A 21,375-nucleotide genomic window follows, 5' to 3' on the forward strand; every position below is an offset into this window, starting at 1 on the left:
GCTGAACTTATTTTTTCTTGGATTACTATTTTGCTTTTGATTCGAGTCTTAAGAGGTTCACTCATATTAAAGTATTACTAATCAGTTAAATTAACTATAAGTGACCAAGAATGCTACAACACAAAAAAGTCCGCAATTACGCGGACTTAAGTATGCTTTAGTTCCTGTTAGTGCCAGACGTTTCCGGCCTAACAATTATTCCCACTCAATCGTTGCCGGTGGCTTGCCTGAGATGTCATACACCACGCGGGAGATACCGTCGATTTCATTGATGATGCGGTTGGATACCCGGCCGAGGAAGTCGTACGGCAGGTGAGCCCAATGGGCAGTCATAAAGTCGATGGTTTCCACGGCGCGCAGAGACACAACCCAGTCGTACTTGCGGCCATCGCCCATTACACCTACGCTGCGAACCGGCAGGAACACAGTAAAGGCCTGGCTGACACGGTCGTACAGTTCGGCTTTGCGCAACTCTTCGATGAAGATGGCATCGGCGCGGCGCAGCAGATCGCAGTACTCTTTCTTGACTTCGCCGAGCACCCGTACGCCCAGGCCAGGGCCAGGGAATGGGTGGCGATAGAGCATGTCGTAAGGCAGACCCAGCTCCAGGCCAATCTTGCGTACTTCGTCTTTGAACAGTTCACGCAGCGGCTCAACCAGACCCAGCTCCATATCTTCCGGCAGGCCGCCGACGTTATGGTGTGACTTGATCACATGGGCCTTGCCAGTGGCGCTGCCGGCAGACTCGATGACATCGGGGTAGATGGTGCCCTGGGCCAGCCACTTGGCGTTAACGCACTTACCGGCTTCTTCGTCGAAGATTTCCACAAATACCCGGCCGATGATCTTGCGCTTGGCTTCAGGGTCGTTTTCGCCTTTGAGGGCATTGAGGAATCTGTCTTCGGCTTCAACCTTGATGATATTGAGACCAAAGTGATCGCCGAACATCTCCATCACTTGCTCGCCTTCGTTCAGACGCAGCAGGCCGTTGTCGACAAACACACAGGTGAGTCTGTCGCCGATGGCGCGGTGCAGCAACATGGCGGTAACAGAGGAGTCAACCCCACCGGAAAGCGCCAGGATCACTTCGTCGTCACCTATCTGCTTTTTCAGGCGCTCAACGGCATCTTCGATGATGGAAGCGGGTTTCCACTTGGCTTCACAGCCACAGATTTCCAGCGCGAAATGCTCCAGCATGCGCTTGCCCTGACGGGTATGGGTCACTTCAGGGTGGAACTGCACGCCGTAGAAACCTTTGGCTTCATTGGCCATGGCGGCGAACGGGCAGGTTTCGGTCTTGGCAACCGCGACAAAACCTTCAGGGATGGCCGAGACTTTGTCACCGTGGCTCATCCATACATCCAGCAATGGACGACCGGCTTCGTTAACGGCATCTTCGATGTTTTTGAACAGTGCAGATTCGGCCAGCAGTTCGATTTGCGCGTAACCGAACTCGCCCTCGCCTATGCCCTGGATAACTTTGCCGCCCAGCTGCTCACTCATGGTTTGCATGCCGTAGCAGATACCCAGTACAGGCACGCCTGCGTTAAACACATACTCAGGGGCACGGGGAGAATTGTCGGCGGTGACACTCTCGGGACCACCTGCCAGAATAATGCCCTGAGGGGCAAACTCGCGGATCTGCTCTTCACTGACATCCCAGGCCCAGAGTTCACAGTAGACGCCAATTTCGCGGATACGACGGGCAATCAGCTGGGTATACTGGGATCCGAAATCAAGGATCAGTATCTTGTGCTCATGAATATTGCTCATTGATAACCTTTATCTCTTTAGTTTGATTGCAGTGCCTGCCGTAACAGGCACAGTTTTTATCTGCTTATAAACCAAGGGCGACACTCATGCCGCCCCGAATTTGTTAAACGCCTGAACGGTAGTTCGGCGCTTCTTTGGAGATAGTCACATCGTGAACGTGGGATTCGCCCATACCGGCAGAAGTCACCTTGACGAACTGGGCCTTTTCACCCAATTCCTGAATGGTGGCGCAGCCTGTCAGGCCCATACAGGAGCGCAGACCGCCCATGTACTGATGGATAATCTCTTTGATTTTGCCTTTGTAGGGAACACGGCCTTCGATACCTTCAGGTACCAGTTTGTCGGCAGCGTTGTCGCTCTGGAAGTAGCGATCGGAAGAGCCCTGAGACATGGCGCCCAGTGAGCCCATACCGCGGTAAGACTTATAGGCACGGCCCTTGTAGAGTTCAGTTTCACCTGGAGACTCGTCGGTACCGGCAAACATGGAACCTGCCATGATACAAGATGCACCGGCGGCCAGCGCCTTGGCCAGATCGCCCGAGAAGCGGATACCGCCATCGGCAATCACAGGGATACCCAGATGCTTAACGGCAGCAGCAGCATCGGAAACCGCAGTGATTTGCGGTACACCCACACCAGTAACGATACGGGTAGTACAGATGGAGCCAGGGCCAATACCGACTTTAACGGCGTTCACACCGGCTTCTACCAGCGCCAGGGCACCTTCGGCGGTCGCCACATTGCCGCCAACGATTTGCAGATCAGGATACTTGGCACGGGTATCGCGAATACGCTGCAGTACCCCTTCAGAATGGCCGTGGGAAGAGTCAATCAAGAGTACATCGACACCGGCTTTTACCAGCGCATCAACACGCTCTTCGTTACCTGGACCGGCACCAACAGCGGCACCAACACGCAGACGACCCAGCTCATCTTTACAGGCATTGGGCTTACGCTCGGCTTTCTCGAAGTCTTTAACAGTGATCAGGCCCTTGAGCTGGAATTCATCATTCACAACCAGCACTTTTTCAATGCGGTTGGAGTGCATCAGCTTTTGTACTTCATCCAGCTTGGTGCCTTCAGGTACTGTCACCAAACGCTCTTTCGGGGTCATGATTTCAGAAACCAGGCGGTTGGTATCGGTCACGAAGCGCACGTCACGGCCGGTGATAATACCCACCAATTCGTTGGCGTCATTGATTACCGGATAGCCGGCAAATCCGTTCTTTGCAGTTAATACCTTAAGCTCGGCCAGTGTCGTGGAAGGCTTCACTGTCACAGGCTGTTGAACCACACCTGCTTCATAGATCTTCACTTTACGAACTTCTTCGGCCTGCTGTTCAATACTCATATTCTTATGAATAAAGCCCATGCCGCCTTCCTGCGCCATGGCAATTGCCAGACGGGCTTCGGTCACTGTGTCCATTGCAGCGGACACCAGGGGGATATTCAGTTCGATTTTGTCGGTCAGACGGGTCTTGAGATTGGCGGTATTAGGGAGAACGGTCGAGTGGGCTGGAACCAGCAGCACATCGTCAAAGGTAAGCGCTTCTTTAATTAATCGTAGCATTGCAACATCTCCCCGGGGGTCAGATTTGAAGGTGAAATATTGCGGCGGCATTATACCTTGCAACCCCGGGGTGGTAAATGGGAAAATAGAGAAAAATTCCAATTTGAACGCAAATTCCATGCCAGAGCCCAAAAAACAGGTATATACCGTCTCCCGCCTCAATGCCGAAGTTCGCGCCTTGTTGGAGGGAAACCTCGGCAGAATTTGGCTCAATGGTGAAATTTCCAACTTTGCCAGCCCAAGCTCGGGCCATTGGTATCTGACGCTCAAGGACAACCACTCACAAATTCGCTGCGCCATGTTCCGTGGCCGCAACCAGAATGTGACCTTTCGCCCGACCAACGGCCAGCAAGTGCTGGTGCGGGCAGCCCTGAGTGTGTATGAGCCAAGGGGCGATTATCAACTGCTTATCGAAACCATGCTGCCTGCCGGTGATGGCCTGCTGGCGCAGCAGTATGAAGCGTTGAAGCTGAAGCTCGCGGCCGAAGGCCTGTTTGCCGCCGACACCAAGCGGCCACTGCCTGCCAATATCCAGCGCATTGGGGTGATCACCTCCCCCACAGGCGCCGCCATTCGCGATGTACTGCATGTGCTGAAACGCCGCGATCCCTCCATCGAAGTGGTGATCTACCCCTCACAGGTTCAGGGCGGTACTGCCGCCAACCAGCTTATTGAGGCGCTCACGCTGGCCAACCAGAGGCTGGAAGTGGATCTGTTACTGCTGACCCGCGGCGGTGGCAGCCTGGAAGATATGTGGTGTTTCAACGATGAAAATCTGGCTCACGCCATCTACAACAGTGCCCTGCCGGTGATTTCGGCGGTGGGCCATGAAGTGGACACCTGTATCAGTGACTATGTCGCCGATCTGCGTGCCCCTACCCCATCGGCCGCCGCCGAGCTGGTATCCCAGGATGTTGACAACAAGCGGCAAAAGCTGACCACGGCCATGGCCAGGCTGCGCCAGGGCTGGCAACACTGGCACTTGGCCAAGCGCCAAAAGCTGTCACTGCTGGATCACAAGTTGCAGCGCCAGGATCCCAAGCGGCGGCTGGAGCAGTTGGTACAGCAGTTTGATGAGCAGCAACTGAGAATGACGGCCGCCATCAACAATCGTCTGCACCGGCTGGAGCACAGACAGCTGCAGCTCAAGAGCCGCCTCGAAGCCCAGAGCCCGGCCCACAAGCTGAGCCTGGAAGCCAGCAGGTTGAATTATCTCGGTCAACAGTTGCAGGACGCCATGGCCGATAAACTGAAAGAGGCTAAGGCACGCCTGGGTGCCAGCGCCCATTCGCTGGAGAGCGTCAGCCCGCTGTCGACCCTGTCCAGAGGTTACAGCATCAGCAAGAACGAAGCCGGTAAAGTCCTGGAAAACAGCCAGGACGCCGTGGTCGGCGAGCAGATGCACACCCAATTGAAACAGGGTGCGCTGCTCTCAAGAATTGAAGCCATTATTGAGGAATAGCATCAATCAGATAAATGCTCTTCGCTGGAGAAGGGAACCGAATTGAAAATACCTATGAGTCGTTGACAGATGTTATTCCAGTTCACAGGCCCTTTATTAAACACAACTCACTGAATTAAAGTGCAATATTGGTCATCAGAAACAACAAAGCCGGGTTAAACCCGGCTTTGTTTTGCGAAAACCCTATCAGGCTTTCTTGTTCTTGATGTGCGCCATCATCCGCTTGCGGCGTCTTTCCTGGCTCAGGGTCAGTTTCTCCCCTTTACCTTCAAAGGGGTTGGCCCCTTCCTGGAAGCGCAGCTGGATGGGCGTACCCACAACCTTCAGCGAGCGGCGGTAGTAGTTCATCATATAGCGCTTGTAGGAATCCGGCAGCTTGGATACCTGGTTGCCGTGTACCACCACGATAGGCGGGTTGTAACCACCGGCGTGGGCATACTTGAGCTTGACCCGGCGACCATTGACCAGAGGTGGCTGATGATCGTCCTGCGCCATCTGCATGATCTTGGTCAGCAGCGAAGTGGACACCCGTCTGGTAGCACTGTCGTAAGCTTCTTCGATGGACTCATACAGATGACCCACGCCTGTGCCATGCAGCGCCGAGATAAAGTGGATGCGGGCAAAGTCGATAAAGCCCAGACGACGGTCCAGCTCACTCTTGACCCTTTCCTTGACGTCATTGTCTATGCCGTCCCACTTGTTGACCGCAATCACCAGCGCGCGGCCGGCGTTGAGGGCAAAGCCCAGCAAGCCAAGGTCCTGCTCGGCGATACCTTCACGGGCATCGATAACCAAGAGCACCACGTTGGCGTCTTCAACCGCTTTCAGGGTTTTAATCACCGAGAACTTTTCAACGACTTCATGTACCTTGGCGCGGCGACGCACCCCGGCTGTGTCTATGATGACGTACTCGCGGCCTTCACGCTGCATTGGAATATAAATGGAGTCGCGGGTGGTGCCCGGCTCATCATAAACCACCACCCGCTCCTCACCGAGGATGCGGTTGGTCAGGGTCGATTTACCCACGTTGGGCTTGCCGATAATCGCCAGTTTGATAGGCAAGTCCTGCAGTCTGGCCTGTTCTGCTTCGGCTTCCTCTTCTGTGTATTGACGCTCGTCGACCTTCTCTTCCTCGGGCGCATCCGGGTTAATCCCCATCGCCTCGGCAAAAGGAGCCAGCGCATACTCAATCATATTGGTAACGCCGCGGCCGTGAGCCGCCGCCATCTGATACACCTCACCCAGCCCCAGGGCCCAGAATTCGGCGCAGGCGGAGTCGGCATCGATACCGTCAATCTTGTTGGCCACCACGAAAGTGGTCTTTTGCCGGCTGCGAAGATGTTGGGCTATAGCCTGATCGGCCGCGGTCAAACCGGCGCGGGCATCTGTCAAAAACAGCACTACATCCGCTTCTTCGATAGCCGCCAGCGATTGCTCGGCCATCTTGGTTTCTATGCCTTCTTCGGTGCCGTCAATACCGCCGGTATCCACCAGGATGAATTCGTAACCTGACAGATAGGCACGACCGTATTTACGATCCCGCGTCAAGCCTGGGTAATCCGCCACCAGTGCATCACGGGTGCGGGTCAGACGATTGAACAGGGTCGACTTACCGACATTGGGTCGCCCTACCAGGGCCACTACAGGAATCATCTTTTTGCCTCTTTAAAACTTCTCAATAAAAAGCCCCCGGAACGCACTCCCAGGGGCTTGGCAGTATCAAAGCCTGGGATCAGGGCAGAGTTACTGTGGCAATTTTGCCATCCCGGGTCTGCAGATAGATTTTGTCGTCAACCACCAGAGGTTGACTGAACAGGCCCGAGCTGTCGACCTGCACCCGACCCACAATTTGGCCGTTGCTGCGATCGATAAAGTGCAGATAACCTTCAAAGTCACCTACCACTACATAGTCCTGGAACACGGCCGGAGCAGTCAGATCCCTATTGGTCAAATCCGAGTTGCTCCACAGCTCAAGACCGTTACGTCTGTCCACTGAGTATACACGGCTGTGATCGTCCACCAAATACAGACTCAAGCCCGCAGTGTCCAGCTCGTGGAAACTGGAGTACTTACGCGACCAGACAATACGGCCGCTGCGCATTTCCATGCTGACCAGGTTACCGTTGTAGCTCACCGCATACAGGTTGTCACCCAGCAACAGCGGCGTCATATCGACATCGGCCATACGGCTGAACTCGTTGCCACCTTTAGGGGTATAAATCGGTTGTTCCCAAGCGGGTTGACCATTGTTCTTGATAACAACAGTGACCTTGCCATCGGCCGTACCGACAAAGAAACCGCCCTGGGCATAAGCCGGAGAGCTGGTACCGCGCAGAGTCAGGTTCGGCAGGGACGCTTCATAACTCCAAAGCTTTTCACCTGTGTCGACATTGAAGGCATCTAGCGAGCCTGAGCTGCTATTAACCACCACCATGTCTTCGGCCACTGTGGGCAAGGACAACAGCTCGCCGTCGGCTACCGCATGCCAGAGCACTTCACCGGTTTCGGCATCAAGCGCGGCCAGCAGGCCACTTTCACCACCGACAAACACCTTGTTACGGGCCGCCGTTACGCCGGATGCCAAGCGGGCACCCTTGTTCTTTTTCAGGGCGCCATCACGGAACGCCTCGCTGAAGTCTGTGCTCCAGACCTTCTCGCCGCTGGTCTCGTCAAAGGCGGTTACTTCACCGTAACGGTCGGCAACAAAGATTTTGCCGTAACGCACTGCGGGACGCAGACGGGAGTAATAATCGCCAACACCACTGCCAACCGAAGCGCTCCAGCTGACCTGTGGGAATACGCTGGCATTGATCTCCAGCAGCGGGCTCACAGGTTCTTCTTCCACATCGCTGGAAGCACAACCTGTCAGTGCGCCTATGGCCATGCCACAGGCAAAAAGGGTTTTACACCACGACTTCATTGGCCTTCCTTATGCCTGATTCAGGTTATCGAGTTTCATCTGCAGCGCCGGACTGGTCGTCACGCCACCATTTTTAACGGCTTCCTGATAGGCCAGTCTGGCCTTGTCGGTTTCGCCCTGACGCAGCAGCAGATCGCCTTTAAATTCATCTCTTTGGGTAGAAAATGCGCTGTTCTTAACCTGTTCGAGCGTGGTCAAAGCGGTAGCAACCTGGCCCTGCTCAGCCTGAATACGTGCCAAACGCAAGGTGGCAACCGCAGTCATGGCATCGCCCGGCTTGGCGGCAATCACGGTTTTGAGTGCGGCTTCGGCCTTGGGCAGGTCGCCTGACTCAACTGCGCTTTTGGCAACAATCAGTTGCATCAGCGCCGAGTAACCGGCTTGGGCGTGCTGCTTGTCAAATTCGGCAGCGGCAGCCATCACCGCGGCTTCATCACCGCTTTGCATCAAGGCCTGATTAAAAGCCTGAGAGGCGGCTTCGGCACGTTCCACTTTGACATCGGAGTAGTAGTTCCAGCCATAGAGGCCACCCAGACCTATTACGACACCTGCGACTATCGAAGTGCCATAGTCTTTCCAGAACTGCTTGATCGCTTCGACTTGTTGTTCTTCTGTGCTGTAGATTTCCACCCGCACTTCCCCTCTAAATTATTTAATCAGTTCTGCCAAATAGTCGGCCAGGGCCTGGCGTTCAACATCCTGCTGAGCCCCATCACCCCGCAGCGGTTTCACCGCCACCTTGTTATTGGCCAGTTCGGTCTCACCGATAATCAGCGCAAAACCCGCGCCGCTCTTATCGGCTCTTTTCATCTGTTTCTTGAAGTTGCCACCACCGCAGTGACTCATCACCTTGAGCTTGGGCAGCTTCTCGCGCAGTTCCTGGGCAATTTTCATCGCCTCGATTACGCAGTCATCGCCCATGGCGGTCACGTAGACATCCACTTCGGCAGCAACATCGGCGTTCAGCTCCAGGGTTTCCAGCAGCAGAACAATCCGCTCCAGTCCCATGGCAAAGCCCACTGCCGGCGTTTCTTTACCGCCAAGCTGGCTCACAAGGCCATCGTAACGACCACCGGCCAGTACTGTGCCCTGAGCGCCCAGGCTGTCGGTGACCCACTCAAATACGGTGCGGTTGTAGTAATCCAATCCGCGTACCAGGCGTGGGTTAACCCTGTATTGGATGCCAACGGCCTCCAGGAGTTCACACAAGCGGGCAAAATGTGCCTTTGAGTCTTCACCCAGGTAGTCCATCAGCGCCGGAGCATCGGCCAGCAAGGCCTGAACCTGCTGATCTTTCGAGTCCAGCACCCGCAGTGGGTTGCTGTACATGCGCCGCTGGCTGTCTTCGTCCAGCTTGTCTTTATGCTGCTCGAGGAAGGCGACCAGCGCCTCACGATAAGCAGCGCGCTCGTCGCTGTCACCCAGAGTGTTCAGTTCGAGGGAAACGTGTTCGGTCAATTCAAGCTTCTGCCACAAAGAGGCGGACAACATCAACACTTCGGCGTCAATATCGGCGCTCTTGATGCCATAAACTTCAACCCCAAACTGATGGAACTGACGATAGCGCCCTTTCTGTGGCCGCTCGTGGCGGAACATGGGGCCCATATACCACAGACGTTGTTCCTGGTTGTACAGCAGGCCATGTTCGTTACCGGCACGAACTGTCGAGGCGGTGCCTTCCGGGCGCAGGGTGAGGCTGTCACCGTTGCGATCGGCGAAGGTGTACATCTCCTTCTCAACAATATCTGTCACTTCCCCTATCGAACGCTTGAACAGGTCTGTGTTCTCAACGATAGGTGTGCGGATTTCACTGTAACCGAAAGAGGCAACAGAGGCGCGCAATACCGCCTCAACTTTTTGCCATACGGGGCTTTGGGTTGGCAGAATGTCATTCATTCCGCGAATCGCTTGGATCTGTTTTGCCACTATCTCGACTCGTTTTGCTCTGGGGCTAAAAATTCAAAAATGCCAGCCATTATAGGCGCTTCACCGGCAAACGTAAAACTGGCCAGCGCTGGCCAGTTCACATTCACGTCATCAGGGATTATTCGGCTTCTTTGACTGAAATACGGTTTTCCATCATTTGCGCCTTGGCGCGAATTTTGGCTTCGAGGGCATCGACCAGATTGTCGTTGTCGAAGCGCTCTTTCTGACGCTCACCTTCGTCATAGTACCCGCTCTTGCGGTTACCGCCGGTGAGGCCAATATGGGACACCAGGGCTTCGCCGGGGCCGTTGACCACACAGCCTATGATGGAGACATCCATGGCTGTGGTCACATCTTCCAGGCGCTGCTCCAGGGCGTTAACCGTGCCTATCACATCAAACTCCTGCCTTGAGCAGGATGGACAGGCGATAAAGTTAATCCCGCGGGAGCGAATGCGCAGCGACTTGAGGATATCGAAACCGACTTTGATCTCCTCTACAGGATCGGCTGCCAGCGATATTCTCAAGGTATCGCCTATGCCTTCTGCAAGCAGCATACCCAGGCCCACTGCCGATTTAACGGCGCCTGCACGGGCACCACCGGCTTCGGTGATCCCAAGGTGCAGCGGCTGCTTAATCTGTTTCGCCAGCAAACGGTAGGACTCCACCGCCAGGAACACGTCCGATGCCTTCACCGAAACCTTGAACTGGTCGAAGTTGAGCCTATCGAGAATGTCCACATGGCGCATTGCCGATTCCAGCAAGGCTTCCGGGGTGGGCTCTTTGTATTTGTCCATCAAGTCTTTTTCGAGACTACCGCCGTTTACCCCGATACGGATGGGGATATTTTTATCACGGGCAGACTCAACCACGGCGCGAATGCGTTCTTCATTGCCTATGTTGCCTGGATTAATACGCAGACAGTCGGCGCCATATTCCGCCACTTTAAGGGCGATGCGGTAGTCGAAATGGATATCGGCCACCAGCGGCACCTTGACCTGCTGTTTGATAAGCTTGAACGCTTCGGCGGCATCCATGGTAGGCACAGACACCCGCACGATATCGGCGCCTACGGTTTCCAGCGCCCGAATTTGCGCCACTGTGGCTTCTATGTCTGTAGTGCGGGTATTGGTCATCGACTGCACTGCGATGGGAGCGCCATCACCAATGGGCACATTGCCAACATAGATGCGGGTGGAAGGACGGCGTTTTATGGGATTTTCACTGTACATCGTATTCTGCTCTGTTGACTCGGCGCCCTGTGGGCGCCACTTCAATTATCCTGCTTGATGCTATTATGCCTGTGGCAGGGTCAGTCTGGCTACCCGACCGTTGGGGAAATCGGCAAGGCTCACTGCCTGGCCATTAAATGTCAGGCTAACTGTCTGCGGCGCACCCAAGACCAGTTTAAAAGGCGCTTTACCCTGTACATTGATGCTTTGCCCTGGCGATCTCAGACCATCTATCAGAGTCTTGCCGTTGGCATCTGTGAGTTTGATCCAGCAGTCACCGTTAAGCTCAATTCCGACCGAAGCCTGCGCCGGGTCAGTTACCGGCTCCAGCTCTGCCGCCTCGACGCCGGCGATAGCACCACTGGTGTTGTTCTCGGCACTGTCTGTCTCTATTTCAGCGCTCTCAGTATCACTCTCGTTTTCCAAGGCTGGGTTTGATGCCGCAGCGGCGCCCGGCTCATTATCCGGCAGTACATCAACGGGCTGCTGCGATGCATCCTGTTGTTCCATTTGTGCCTGACGTGATTCAAACTCTCTGGCCTGCTGCACCTCTTCTGCCGTCGGTTTGGAGAAGTCGACATCGGAAACCACAGAGGGCTTTTGCAGCCACCACACCACCAGCAGAGCCAGCAGCAGAAAACCGATTAGGTAAGTCACCAGCATCAAACGGCTGTCGGTAGCCTGACGGCTGGTCTTGCGCGAAAAGCTCTGCATCGCAGGTTCAGTCACCTTGGGGACCTGCCGCGCCAAACACGCATTAATGGCTTCTTTGTCTACATCCAATATGCGGGCGTAGTTCTTCACGTAGCCGCGGACATAGGTGGAGGAATCGATATTGCTGAAACAATCGGCTTCAATATCGGCCACAATACAGGGACGCAAATGCAGCCTGGTAGCCGCATCTTCTATAGTGATACCTTTTTGTTCCCGTGCGCTTTTCAGTAATGACCCGAGCGTATCCTCTTGCCCGGGAACCTTTTGGCTCTCGTCTTCATCCTTGTTGACTTGGTTGTTCAACTCTGTCATCAGTGCATACTTGCCCGGTATTGTTTGGCCTGGGGAGACGCTGGAAATTTGGCCTGCAGCAGTATTCCGTAACGCTTGGCGGCCGCGTCATCATTTAACCCTTGCTCAATGCTAATGCCCAACGCCAAACTCTCCGCTGTTTCGGGAATCACCCTATGAAGGCGTTCCAACTGCACTCTGGCCGCGGCGTAGTTGTGGGCGTCAAGCTCCAATTCTGTCAGTTCCAGTAATGAGACCTGTCTTCTGGGCTCATACTTTAGCGCCATCTCAAAATAGTGTCGCGCTTTTTCTATTTCCCCGGCATCCCGGCTGCAAATACCCAGGTTTTCATAGCTGGAGGCAGTGCGGGTATATCTGGGGTTGTCGATTGCCTTCAGGAACATCTTCTCTGCCTTGGCATATTTCTTCTGCTGGCAGAGAAATACCCCAAAGTTGTTCATCGAGTCGCCGCTGGCATTGCGGGTATCTATGGCGGCTTCATAGGCTTGCTCAGCCTTCACCGCTTCACCCACGGTTTGATAGTAATAGGCCATGGCAATATGCACTTCCTCAAGATGAGGGGCGTATTCCATGGCCTTGTCGAGATTAAATTTGGCTTGTTGGGAGTTACCCTTTTGCAGATAGGTCAGGCCTAACTGCGTCCGTTCCTTGGCGGCGGCAATTTTATCAAACTGGCGTTCCGAGACCGGAATGTCCGTGCCGGCATAAGTTCGCTCGGTCACACATCCGGGCAACGTGGCCCCGAGCAGTAACGCGAGCGCTAAACCTGGCAATCCGTGCTTCATTGGCAAACCTATAAATCTGGACAAACAAAGAGTTAATCCATTGTGACCGAAATTTGATTGGCTTGCATGCGTTTTTTCGCCAGACGCTTGGTTCTGTCACGTATATCCCCGGCCAACTGGCCACAGGCGGCATCGATATCATCGCCGCGGGTCTTACGCACTATCACGGTAAGGCCGTATTCCATAAGCACTTTGGCAAACCTGTCAATACGGGAATTGGAAGAACGCCCGTAAGGAGAGCCAGGATAAGGATTGAACGGGATAAGGTTGACCTTGCAAGGGGTATCCTTCATCAACTTGGCCAGCTCATGGGCTTGCTCTGTGCTGTCGTTGATATGATCCAGCATCACATATTCCAGCGTGACCCGGCCGCGGTTGGCGTTGGACTTGGCGATATAACGACGAATAGCGGCCAGGAATTCGTTGAGCGGATACTTCTTGTTGATAGGCACCAGCTCGTTACGCAGCTCGTCATTGGGGGCATGGATACTAACCGCCAGCGCCACATCGAGGGCGTCGCCCAGTTTATCCAGCGCCGGTACTACGCCGGATGTGGAAACCGTTACCCGCCGTTTGGACAGGGCAAAACCAAAGTCATCCAGCATGATATCCATCGCCGGGATCACGTTGGCCAGGTTCAGCAAGGGTTCACCCATGCCCATCATCACCACATTGGTGACCGGGCGCTCACCGGTTTCCTTCTGGAAGCCGAGGAAATGGGATACCCGCCAGATCTGGCCGATAATTTCAGATACTGTCAGGTTACGGTTAAAGCCCTGCTGCGCAGTGGAGCAGAAAGTACATTCCAGCGCACACCCCACCTGAGATGAAATACACAGAGTCGCCCTATCATCTTCAGGAATATAGACGGTTTCCACTTCCTGACCTTCGCCGACATTGATGGCAAACTTGATGGTGCCATCGGCCGATTTCTGATAGCTGGAGATCTCCGGTGCCACCACTTCACAGCGCTCTTTCAGCTTGGCCCGCAGGTGCTTGTTGATGTTGGTCATCTGGTCAAAGTCACTGATCCCGAAGTGATACAACCACTTCATCAGCTGTTCGGCACGAAACGGCTTATCGCCCAACTCGACGAAAAGCTCACGCATTGCCTTACGATCAAGATCCAAAAGATTGATCTTTTTTTCACTCATTTGACTTACCTCAACACCAAAACCTGCAGCAGGGCGGCGAATTATACAGATAGGCCGCCACTATAGCCAGTAATTCAGCGGATCCCCTTAATACCCGACTTTCGCTCTACCGAGCAGAAAATTAAGCTTCAGCTCACAAGCTCTATGATAGAATAGCGCTGGGCTAATATTGGCCTTTGCATCGGAGTGATAATTCCCCCCTTATGCTAACGCTTATCGTTATTGTATTGGTCGCCATCGGCGTCTCTTTTCTCTGTAGTGTGTTTGAAGCCGTGCTGCTTTCGGTGACTCCCAGCTATATTGCGTCGCTGCGCCAGTCCAACCCGGATGCTGCCGAACGTCTTCAAAAACAGAAAGACAATGTCGAATCTCCCCTGGTCGCTATTTTGACACTCAACACCATAGCCCATACCGTAGGTGCGGCCGTGGCCGGTGCCCAGGCTGCCAAAGTGTTTGGCGATGAGATGTTGGGGGTATTCTCCGGGGTACTGACCTTCCTCATTCTGTTCTTTTCCGAAATCATTCCCAAAACCATAGGTGCCAACTACTGGCGGGCCATGGCCCCCAGTGTGTCTGTGGCTCTGGTGTGGATGGAACGCATCACCCTGCCGCTTATCTGGATGTCCAATAAGGTTACCCGTTTGCTCGGCAAAGGTGACTCTGGCCAGTATATCCGTCAGGAAATGAGCGCCATGGCCAAGATAGGCCATGAATCCGGTGAGCTGGATGAACAGGAAAGCAAAATTCTGACTCAGATGTTGAGCGTCAAGGAGATGCCGGTTACCGCCATCATGACTCCAAGAACCGTGATGTTCACTCTGCCGGCCGCCCTGACTCAACATGAGTTTGTCAGCCAGCATATCAATAAGCCTTTCACCCGGGTGCCTATTTTCGACAAGGATCACGACGACATCATAGGCTATGTGAACCGTACCGATGTGCTGCTGAGTGAGCGGGATAATCCCGATGCGCCCCTTGGGAACCTCAAGCGCAATTTGGTGATAGTGCCGGAAACCGCCCGCATCCTGCCGCTGTTTGAGCTGATGATCAAACGCAACGCTCAGATAGCCATGGTGGTGGACGAGTACGGCAGCGGTCAGGGGCTGGTGACGCTGGAAGACATAATCGAATCCTTGCTGGGGCTGGAGATTGTCGATATCAATGACCCGGCCACCGACATGCAGCAACTGGCAAGGCGACTTTGGAAACGCCGCATGAAAGATAAGGGGATCCGACTCTCGGATGACAGAGAGCCGGTCACTGACTCCCAAGGGCTCTGATTTCAGAATATTAATTCAGTGCTTTAATACAGGTGTCATCCAAGTGGGAGATAGTTTGACAGGCTAACGACCCACCCATCAATACAGTCATCATTTTGGGGGAGCTTGAGCTCCCCCTTTTTCATCCGCCTCTGGAGGTGTACAATCCCCGCTCGCAGAATGAGGATGATATGCACACAGATTATGTTTTAAGACTTGCCCATCTCAACGATACCCACTCACACTTGGATCCCAGCCGGGTTCAGTTCAAGATTGACTCTCAGGGACGCGAGTTTGATCTTCACAGCCACAGTGGTGGCTACGCGCGGATCTCGGCTCAGGTCAAGGCCGCAAGAGACGCTCCCCAAGCACAAAACCAGCCTTTTATCCTGCTCCACGGCGGTGATTGTTTCCAGGGCACCTTGTATTACAGCCAGTTCAAAGGCCGGGCCAACGCCAAACTGCTGAAGATGTTGGCACCCGATGCCATGGTCATAGGCAACCATGATATTGACGATGGCAACGCTCTGCTGGCCGGCTTTATCAAAGAGGTCGGCTTCCCTGTGCTGGCGGCCAATATGGATCTCAGCGGCGAAGCTGAAGATAAGCCCGGGCGTCTTCGAGGGTTGGCCAACCTCTATGATCTGGATACCGCCTCAGGCATCGGCCGCAGCCTGATAAAGCCTTTCCACGACAAGCAACTGGCCATAGTCGGTATTACTCTGGATCAAATGAAAGCCATCGCCAGGCCGGATCCCGATACCGAGTTTGCCGATGCCTTTGCCACTACCAGGAAGACTGTTGAAGCCCTCAGGGCCAAAGGCATAGTGCATATCATAGTGCTGAGTCACTTAGGGTTGGAGCAAGACAGGTTACTGGCCGAAACCATCCCAGGGATCAGCCTGATAGTCGGCGGCCACACCCATACCCTGATGGGTGATTTCCGCGGTTTTGGCCTGCCATGCCTGCCCTATGGTGAAAGCGTCAACGGCGTGCCTATCCTCCATGCCGGCAAACATGCCGAAACCCTGGGGCTCGCCGACATTCAGTTCGATGATGCAGGCCGGGTGACCCGGCTCGAAGGCAGTAACATCTTTATGCTGGACAGTCAGTTTCTGCTGAGCGGCCCACAGGCTGCCACCGAAGCCGACTATCAAGCCGCCAAGGCGATATTGGAACAACACCCAGGGATTCACTGGGATGATAACGATGAAGCCATGGAGCAAGTGATTGCCAACGAGTTCCGCCCGGCGATCAGCAGCATGGAAAATCAGGTGCTGGCTCTGGTACCCAAGGCCCTGGTGCATACCCGTCTGCCAAGCCGCACCCTGCCCCACGGCAGTGAAATTGCGCCCTGGGTCAGCCGCAGCATGTTTCTGGAGTCCAGAGCCAAAGACCAAAGAGTGGACTTTGCGCTGCATAACGCCGGCGGCGTGCGTCAATCTGTGCCCCAGGGGCAGCTGACCAAAGCCGACGTGCTCGGGCGCCTGTTACCGTTTGAATTGCCGCTGGTTAAATATGAAATTGCCGGTGAACACCTCTACCAGGCACTGGAGTCGGCCATCAACGCCGCCACCAACAACGGCGTGCGTGGCACCGGCGCCGGTAGTTTCCCCTATACCTATGGGCTGAGATATTTCTATGATGGCCGCAAAGATCAGGGAGAAAGGCTATTGCGGCTGGAGCTGTTGCGGGCCAATGGTCTGTGGCAAGCACTGGCGCCGGAGCAGCACTATATCGGGGTTTCCACCTGTTACACCACGGCCGGGAAAGAGGGCTATGAACCCCTACTGCAAGCCCGCTGGCAGGAGTCGATGCCGTCGCTGACATTGCCGGGCGCCTTCATTAACTTCCTGAAAAAGGCCCCCAAACTGGATGAATTGCTATTGCCCCATGTGCACTATACCAGCCACAGGGCCGAAGCTGCCGGCGAATAAGCCGGTAGTATTCAGAGCAGTTTTGCCTCGCCCCTTTTGCTGACAAAGCAACCATTCAAGGTCATCAGCCTGCATGCTAAATCCAGGTTATAAGCCATTTTATAAACCGCTTCATAAACCACGTTATAAACTGCTCTATAAACCAAAGTCACTGCCTTGCAGGCGCTCGGCAAACCAGCCAAGCGCCTTTCCCATCTCCCCTTTTCGCCAGGCCATATAGATGGGCAGAGAAGGCCTGGGCAAGGCCACTTCACGCTGCACCAACTCACCTTTGGCCAAGGCCTCCCGGATCAAATGCACAGGCAGAAAGCCCACCCCTATTCCCATCTTCTGTGCGGTGATCTTGGCTTCCATCGACGACACCCGGATAAGCTGGCGACTGTCAAACACCCCACTGGAGCGCTGACTCAAGGAACGCGAGGTATCAGCCACTATGATGGATGGAAATTGCAACAAGGCTTCAGAGGCTATCTCAGTGTCAAATTGTGCCAAGGGATGCTCAGGCGCCACAACAAACACAAACTCCAGCTCACCAAGCTTTTGCAGTTCATACTGACCTCTTGGCAATTCACCCGTGACGCCGATGGCGATATCGGCGCGGTTGGAATAAAGCGCATCCCAGCCGCCGCCAAGAGCCTCATGGGTCACGCTGACGGTGAGCTGTTTACCCAGCTCGGTGAATTCCTTAATTAATGAAAGCAGCGGCGCCTGTGGCAAGACGGTATCCAGCGCCAGTGTCAGTTGCGCCTCCCAGCCGGTTTCCAATTGCCTCACGGCATCCTCAAGCCGGGCGGTGGCCGCCAGGATCTCCCGCCCCTGGGTCAACACCAAACGCCCCACTTCGGTAAGTTGAGCCCGAGTGCCCTTACGTTCAAATAATCTGCTTCCCAGCTCGCTCTCCAGCTTTTGAACCTGATAGGTCAAGGCAGATGGCACCTTGAAAAGCGCCTCGGCCGCTGCCGAAAAACTACCTTTTTTATCTATAGCATCCAATACTTTAAGCGCATCCAGGCTAATGACAGAGTGCATGATAAAACCTATGTTCAATTTTTTTGAAATTCAATATCAAAATGTTCCGATTTTCAGCCACAAAGGTCAAGGATAAACTGCACAGCAACTGGACAGGAAAGCCTATCCACCCTATTCAAATTCATTGAGGACACCATGATGAAAGACCTGATTATTAAACTGCTCCGCACCGATGCCGGTTTCGCTCCTCTGGCGCTGCGCCTGCCTATAGGTATCACTTTTATGGCTCACGGCGCCCAGAAGCTCTTTGGCTGGTTCGGCGGTTACGGCCTGGAAGGCACAGGACAATGGATGGCCTCTATCGGCCTGACTCCCGGATATTTGATGGCACTGATGGCCGGCTCCAGTGAATTTTTCGGTGGTCTGCTGCTTATCATAGGTCTGTTGATTCGCCCCACTTCCGCGGTGTTGGCATTCACCATGTTGATGGCGATAGTCACAGTGCACCTGGACAACGGCTTGTTTATGTCCAACAACGGTTACGAGTTTGGTCTGGCATTGCTGGCCGCCACTGTATCCCTGGCGATTTCCGGCGCCGGTAAAATGTCCATCGACAGCATGATTGCCCGCAAGACACATTAATTCTTGCAAAGCACACATCTTGCTTTAAGCCATTCACTGCTTACAGGCCTTGCATCCTGGCCTGTAAGTCCGTGAAGAGCACACAAAAGACTTGTCTGCACCTTCCCAGCAGGAGAACTGAATTATGATTTATGTACGTCATGCCGACGAACGCGGCCGGGCCGACTTCGGCTGGCTCAAGAGCCAACACAGTTTTTCATTCGGCAACTATTATGATCCAAGATTTATGGGGGTCTCTGCCCTGAGGGTCATCAATGATGACAGAGTCGCGCCAAGCGCCGGCTTTGATACCCACGGCCACAAGGATATGGAGATCATCAGCTATGTGATTTCCGGCACCATAGCCCATAAAGACAGCTTTGGTCACGTGAAAACCCTGCCGGCCGGTGAGTTCCAACTTATGTCTGCCGGCACGGGGATCTATCACAGTGAGTACAATGCCTCGGCAACTGAACCACTGCATTTCCTGCAGATCTGGATCCAACCTAGCAGCCAGGGTGGCACCCCGGGTTATCAGCAAAAAGCCTTTGCCCAGAGTTCGGCCCTGACCCCGGTCGTCACTCCCGATGGCCGCGATGGCACCCTGTCCATCAAACAGGACGCCAGCGTCTACCGCCTGGAGCTGACCGCTGCCGAGCAGACGAGCTTCAAGCTGGCAAAGGGACGCAACTTTTATGCTCAAGTGGTGGAAGGAGAGCTGCAATTGGCAGGTGAAACCCTGCAAAGTGGCGATGGCATTCACATCAACGAACTTGAGGAGTTTGCCATCAAGGCCGGCAACAAGAGTGCCGTCGCCCTGGTGTTTGATTTGCCATAACAAGCAGCATTTCTTGGCGTTTGTCCATAGGCCGCCCTTGGAACTTCATTTGGGTGATTTTCCAGGGCGGCTTGGGTTATAACTGCAGCAGCATACTGAAATTGGTCAGCACTTCCCCGTGGCGTTGATGCTGATTGCGCTTCAAGGTTGTAAAGCCCTGCTTGCCGAAAAACGCTTTGGCATATAAAGAAGCCTCTACCCTCAAACACTGCACCTCGGAATCGACGGCGTATCTCAATAGCTGCCGGTAGAGCTCGGCGGCAATCCCCCGGCGCTGGGCATTGGGGTGAGTAAAAAGGCAGTCTATCTCGGCTTCACCCGGCGCATTCAAAGGCTTTAGGTTAATAAATCCGAGCAAATTGCGACCATCTTCGGCAACCCAGAGCGCCGTCCCCTGCAAACGATTCCGCCACTCATCTTCGCTGCGCTGTGCAGGTGACCAGGCCTGGCATTGCGCCTGGCTGTAATGCTCTGTGCTGGCGTTTACCACCAGATGAAACAGCTCGGCGATGGCCGCGCTGTCCTCGGGGCGACCTTGGCGAACAATAAAGCCGTGCTCGGCTTGAATGGGCGTTTGTGAAATCATAGGCGGCTTAGCTCTTGTGCTCCAAAGGCGGCAGTATCAGCTTCATAAAGTAGCTGCCGAACATTTGGCCGGATTTTTCCTGGTAGCTTTTGTGATGCAAACGAAACCCGGCGCGTTCAAACACAGGTTTGGACAGTGCCGAAGCATCTGTTGTCAGGTGATGATAGCCTTGGGTGAGTGCCCACTTCTTTGCGGCTTCAAGCAAGGATGAGGCAACACCCTGACGCTGGCTATCGGGCGCCACATAAAGGCAGGCGATGTAACCTCGCTCACGGAAGGTGGTCTCCAGCAACACAAAGCCGACACATTGAGGACTTTGCTCGCTGCCCTTGAGCATCACCCAGGCCTGAGCCCGTTTGAGCCTTAGCTGCCAGTATCGCCCCGAGCGCGGCGCCGCCGACCAAGCCAGACGCTGAGCCGCGCTATAGCGGGCATCATCTATGGCAGTAACGGCACTGTGGTAGAGATTGGCTATCTGCTCCCCCAAGTGCCTGTGACGAGAATGAGAGTAAACCTCTACCCGCAACATGAGAATTGGTACCAACACAGTTGAATTGCAGGCATTTTGCCCGACATTTGTGCTCAGGCAAAGCCCTTAAGCGCAAATAAAAAAGCCGCGAACAGAGTCGCGACTTTAACAGAGAGTGGATGAAATCACTTCTTATCGATTTCACCAACAAACATCAGCTTGTCAAAAGTCCGGTTGAGGGTCTTGCTGGTGAAGTTGGTCATCCACATCTGCTCGGTAACCTGCACCTTATCACCCTTGGCCACCGCTACCTGAGGGCCTGCCGCCCAGAATGTCTTATCGGCTTCTTTAATCTGCACATAGGTATAACCGCCACTGTTCATGGTGTCGACCACTGTGCCTTCATGTACCGCACCTTGCGCCCAGGCTGAAGAGATACCCAGAGCCAAAGCCGCGGTCGCCAAGATCTTTGCCAATTTTGCCATTGTCTGTTGCTTCCTGTTGTCGTTGGAAATACTGCGCCATTAAAACATGTGTTATTTCATAAATCGCTAATAGGGTTCACACTTTTGACAGCTTCACGGACGTAGCAAGGGCCGCAGCATAGACTCAAGACCATTGAGCTTCACCTCATAGATAAGCGCCAATTGCTGCCCAAGTTTGCCCTCGGGGAACCCCTTGGAGTGAAACCACACCAGATAAGGCTCGGGAAGCTCCAATAACTTGCGTCCGGCGTACTTGCCAAAGGGCATGGTCTGATTGATAGCTTCCAACAACTGCTGTTCCGGCTGCATCTTCTCTCCGTTTCAGGCTAAAGTTGCCAGTATACTCCGGAAAAGTAAACTTGAG

Annotated in this window: 20 protein-coding genes; 5 read left to right on the forward strand and 15 right to left on the reverse strand. The window is 54.2% G+C overall.

Annotation, left to right across the window (positions count from 1 at the left end; translation table 11 throughout):
* Positions 1–195 precede the first annotated feature (195 nt).
* Positions 196–1,773, reverse strand: coding sequence for a glutamine-hydrolyzing GMP synthase (guaA, locus tag ACSHSR_RS13790; protein ID WP_028779200.1), 1,578 nt, complete (start codon positions 1,771–1,773; stop codon positions 196–198).
* A 103-nt stretch (positions 1,774–1,876) separates the two neighbouring features.
* Entirely contained in the window at positions 1,877–3,343 is a 1,467-nt protein-coding gene (guaB, locus tag ACSHSR_RS13795) for an IMP dehydrogenase (protein ID WP_107352718.1), read from the reverse strand.
* Between the two features lie 118 nt (positions 3,344–3,461).
* Between guaB and xseA the strand changes: the two genes are divergently transcribed.
* Positions 3,462–4,805 (forward strand): exodeoxyribonuclease VII large subunit, encoded by a 1,344-nt coding sequence (gene xseA, locus ACSHSR_RS13800; RefSeq protein WP_115390603.1) that lies wholly within the window; start codon positions 3,462–3,464, stop codon positions 4,803–4,805.
* Between the two features lie 186 nt (positions 4,806–4,991).
* Here the strand turns inward: xseA and der are convergent, their stop codons facing one another.
* The 8 genes from der to rlmN form a co-directional block, all read right to left on the reverse strand.
* Positions 4,992–6,458, reverse strand: a complete 1,467-nt coding sequence (der, locus tag ACSHSR_RS13805) for a ribosome biogenesis GTPase Der (RefSeq protein ID WP_025887505.1) — start codon at positions 6,456–6,458, stop codon at positions 4,992–4,994.
* 79 nt (positions 6,459–6,537) lie between these two features.
* Entirely contained in the window at positions 6,538–7,725 is a 1,188-nt protein-coding gene (gene bamB, locus ACSHSR_RS13810) for an outer membrane protein assembly factor BamB (protein WP_342203084.1), read from the reverse strand.
* A 9-nt stretch (positions 7,726–7,734) separates the two neighbouring features.
* On the reverse strand, positions 7,735–8,355 hold the full coding sequence (locus tag ACSHSR_RS13815) for a YfgM family protein (protein ID WP_342206318.1): 621 nt from the start codon (positions 8,353–8,355) through the stop codon (positions 7,735–7,737).
* Between the two features lie 18 nt (positions 8,356–8,373).
* Positions 8,374–9,651 carry a histidine--tRNA ligase gene (gene hisS / locus ACSHSR_RS13820; RefSeq protein WP_342206319.1) on the reverse strand — a complete coding sequence of 426 codons (1,278 nt, stop codon included), beginning with the start codon at positions 9,649–9,651 and terminating at the stop codon, positions 8,374–8,376.
* A gap of 118 nt (positions 9,652–9,769) precedes the next feature.
* On the reverse strand, positions 9,770–10,882 hold the full coding sequence (ispG, locus tag ACSHSR_RS13825; protein WP_025009764.1) for a flavodoxin-dependent (E)-4-hydroxy-3-methylbut-2-enyl-diphosphate synthase: 1,113 nt from the start codon (positions 10,880–10,882) through the stop codon (positions 9,770–9,772).
* Positions 10,883–10,945: 63 nt separating this feature from the next.
* Entirely contained in the window at positions 10,946–11,908 is a 963-nt protein-coding gene (locus tag ACSHSR_RS13830) for a RodZ domain-containing protein (RefSeq protein ID WP_208157604.1), read from the reverse strand.
* Entirely contained in the window at positions 11,908–12,693 is a 786-nt protein-coding gene (gene pilW, locus ACSHSR_RS13835; protein WP_028779192.1) for a type IV pilus biogenesis/stability protein PilW, read from the reverse strand. The genes ACSHSR_RS13830 and pilW overlap by 1 nt, the downstream gene beginning before the upstream one ends.
* Before the next feature lie 32 nt (positions 12,694–12,725).
* Positions 12,726–13,847, reverse strand: a complete 1,122-nt coding sequence (gene rlmN / locus ACSHSR_RS13840; RefSeq protein ID WP_025009762.1) for a dual-specificity RNA methyltransferase RlmN — start codon at positions 13,845–13,847, stop codon at positions 12,726–12,728.
* A gap of 203 nt (positions 13,848–14,050) precedes the next feature.
* Here rlmN and ACSHSR_RS13845 point away from each other — a divergent pair, with 203 nt between their 5' ends.
* The gene (locus tag ACSHSR_RS13845; RefSeq protein ID WP_025887502.1) at positions 14,051–15,127 is read left to right on the forward strand and encodes a CNNM domain-containing protein; all 1,077 of its coding nucleotides are present in this window, start codon (positions 14,051–14,053) and stop codon (positions 15,125–15,127) included.
* A 170-nt stretch (positions 15,128–15,297) separates the two neighbouring features.
* A complete protein-coding gene (locus ACSHSR_RS13850) occupies positions 15,298–17,043 on the forward strand; it encodes a bifunctional metallophosphatase/5'-nucleotidase (RefSeq protein ID WP_479630846.1) in 1,746 nt (581 codons plus the stop codon).
* Between the two features lie 135 nt (positions 17,044–17,178).
* Here ACSHSR_RS13850 and ACSHSR_RS13855 read toward each other — a convergent pair whose 3' ends face one another.
* Positions 17,179–18,072, reverse strand: coding sequence for a LysR family transcriptional regulator (locus ACSHSR_RS13855; protein ID WP_096141372.1), 894 nt, complete (start codon positions 18,070–18,072; stop codon positions 17,179–17,181).
* Between the two features lie 138 nt (positions 18,073–18,210).
* On the opposite strand from ACSHSR_RS13855, the gene ACSHSR_RS13860 reads away from it, so the two are divergent.
* Positions 18,211–18,654 carry a DoxX family protein gene (locus ACSHSR_RS13860; protein ID WP_096141373.1) on the forward strand — a complete coding sequence of 148 codons (444 nt, stop codon included), beginning with the start codon at positions 18,211–18,213 and terminating at the stop codon, positions 18,652–18,654.
* A 124-nt stretch (positions 18,655–18,778) separates the two neighbouring features.
* Positions 18,779–19,471: a pirin family protein gene (locus ACSHSR_RS13865; RefSeq protein WP_025887498.1), complete on the forward strand. Its 693-nt coding sequence runs from the start codon at positions 18,779–18,781 to the stop codon at positions 19,469–19,471.
* A 76-nt stretch (positions 19,472–19,547) separates the two neighbouring features.
* Here the strand turns inward: ACSHSR_RS13865 and ACSHSR_RS13870 are convergent, their stop codons facing one another.
* The 4 genes from ACSHSR_RS13870 to ACSHSR_RS13885 all read right to left on the reverse strand — a co-directional run bounded on the left by ACSHSR_RS13870 (position 19,548) and on the right by ACSHSR_RS13885 (position 21,320).
* Positions 19,548–20,057 carry a GNAT family N-acetyltransferase gene (locus ACSHSR_RS13870; protein WP_479630847.1) on the reverse strand — a complete coding sequence of 170 codons (510 nt, stop codon included), beginning with the start codon at positions 20,055–20,057 and terminating at the stop codon, positions 19,548–19,550.
* A 7-nt stretch (positions 20,058–20,064) separates the two neighbouring features.
* A complete protein-coding gene (locus ACSHSR_RS13875; protein ID WP_231473479.1) occupies positions 20,065–20,604 on the reverse strand; it encodes a GNAT family N-acetyltransferase in 540 nt (179 codons plus the stop codon).
* 107 nt (positions 20,605–20,711) lie between these two features.
* Positions 20,712–21,011, reverse strand: coding sequence for a hypothetical protein (locus ACSHSR_RS13880; protein WP_025009756.1), 300 nt, complete (start codon positions 21,009–21,011; stop codon positions 20,712–20,714).
* Positions 21,012–21,104: 93 nt separating this feature from the next.
* The gene (locus ACSHSR_RS13885; protein WP_028779188.1) at positions 21,105–21,320 is read right to left on the reverse strand and encodes a DUF3820 family protein; all 216 of its coding nucleotides are present in this window, start codon (positions 21,318–21,320) and stop codon (positions 21,105–21,107) included.
* Between the last annotated feature and the right edge of the window lie 55 nt (positions 21,321–21,375).

This window comes from Shewanella sp. VK101 (assembly GCF_056497865.1).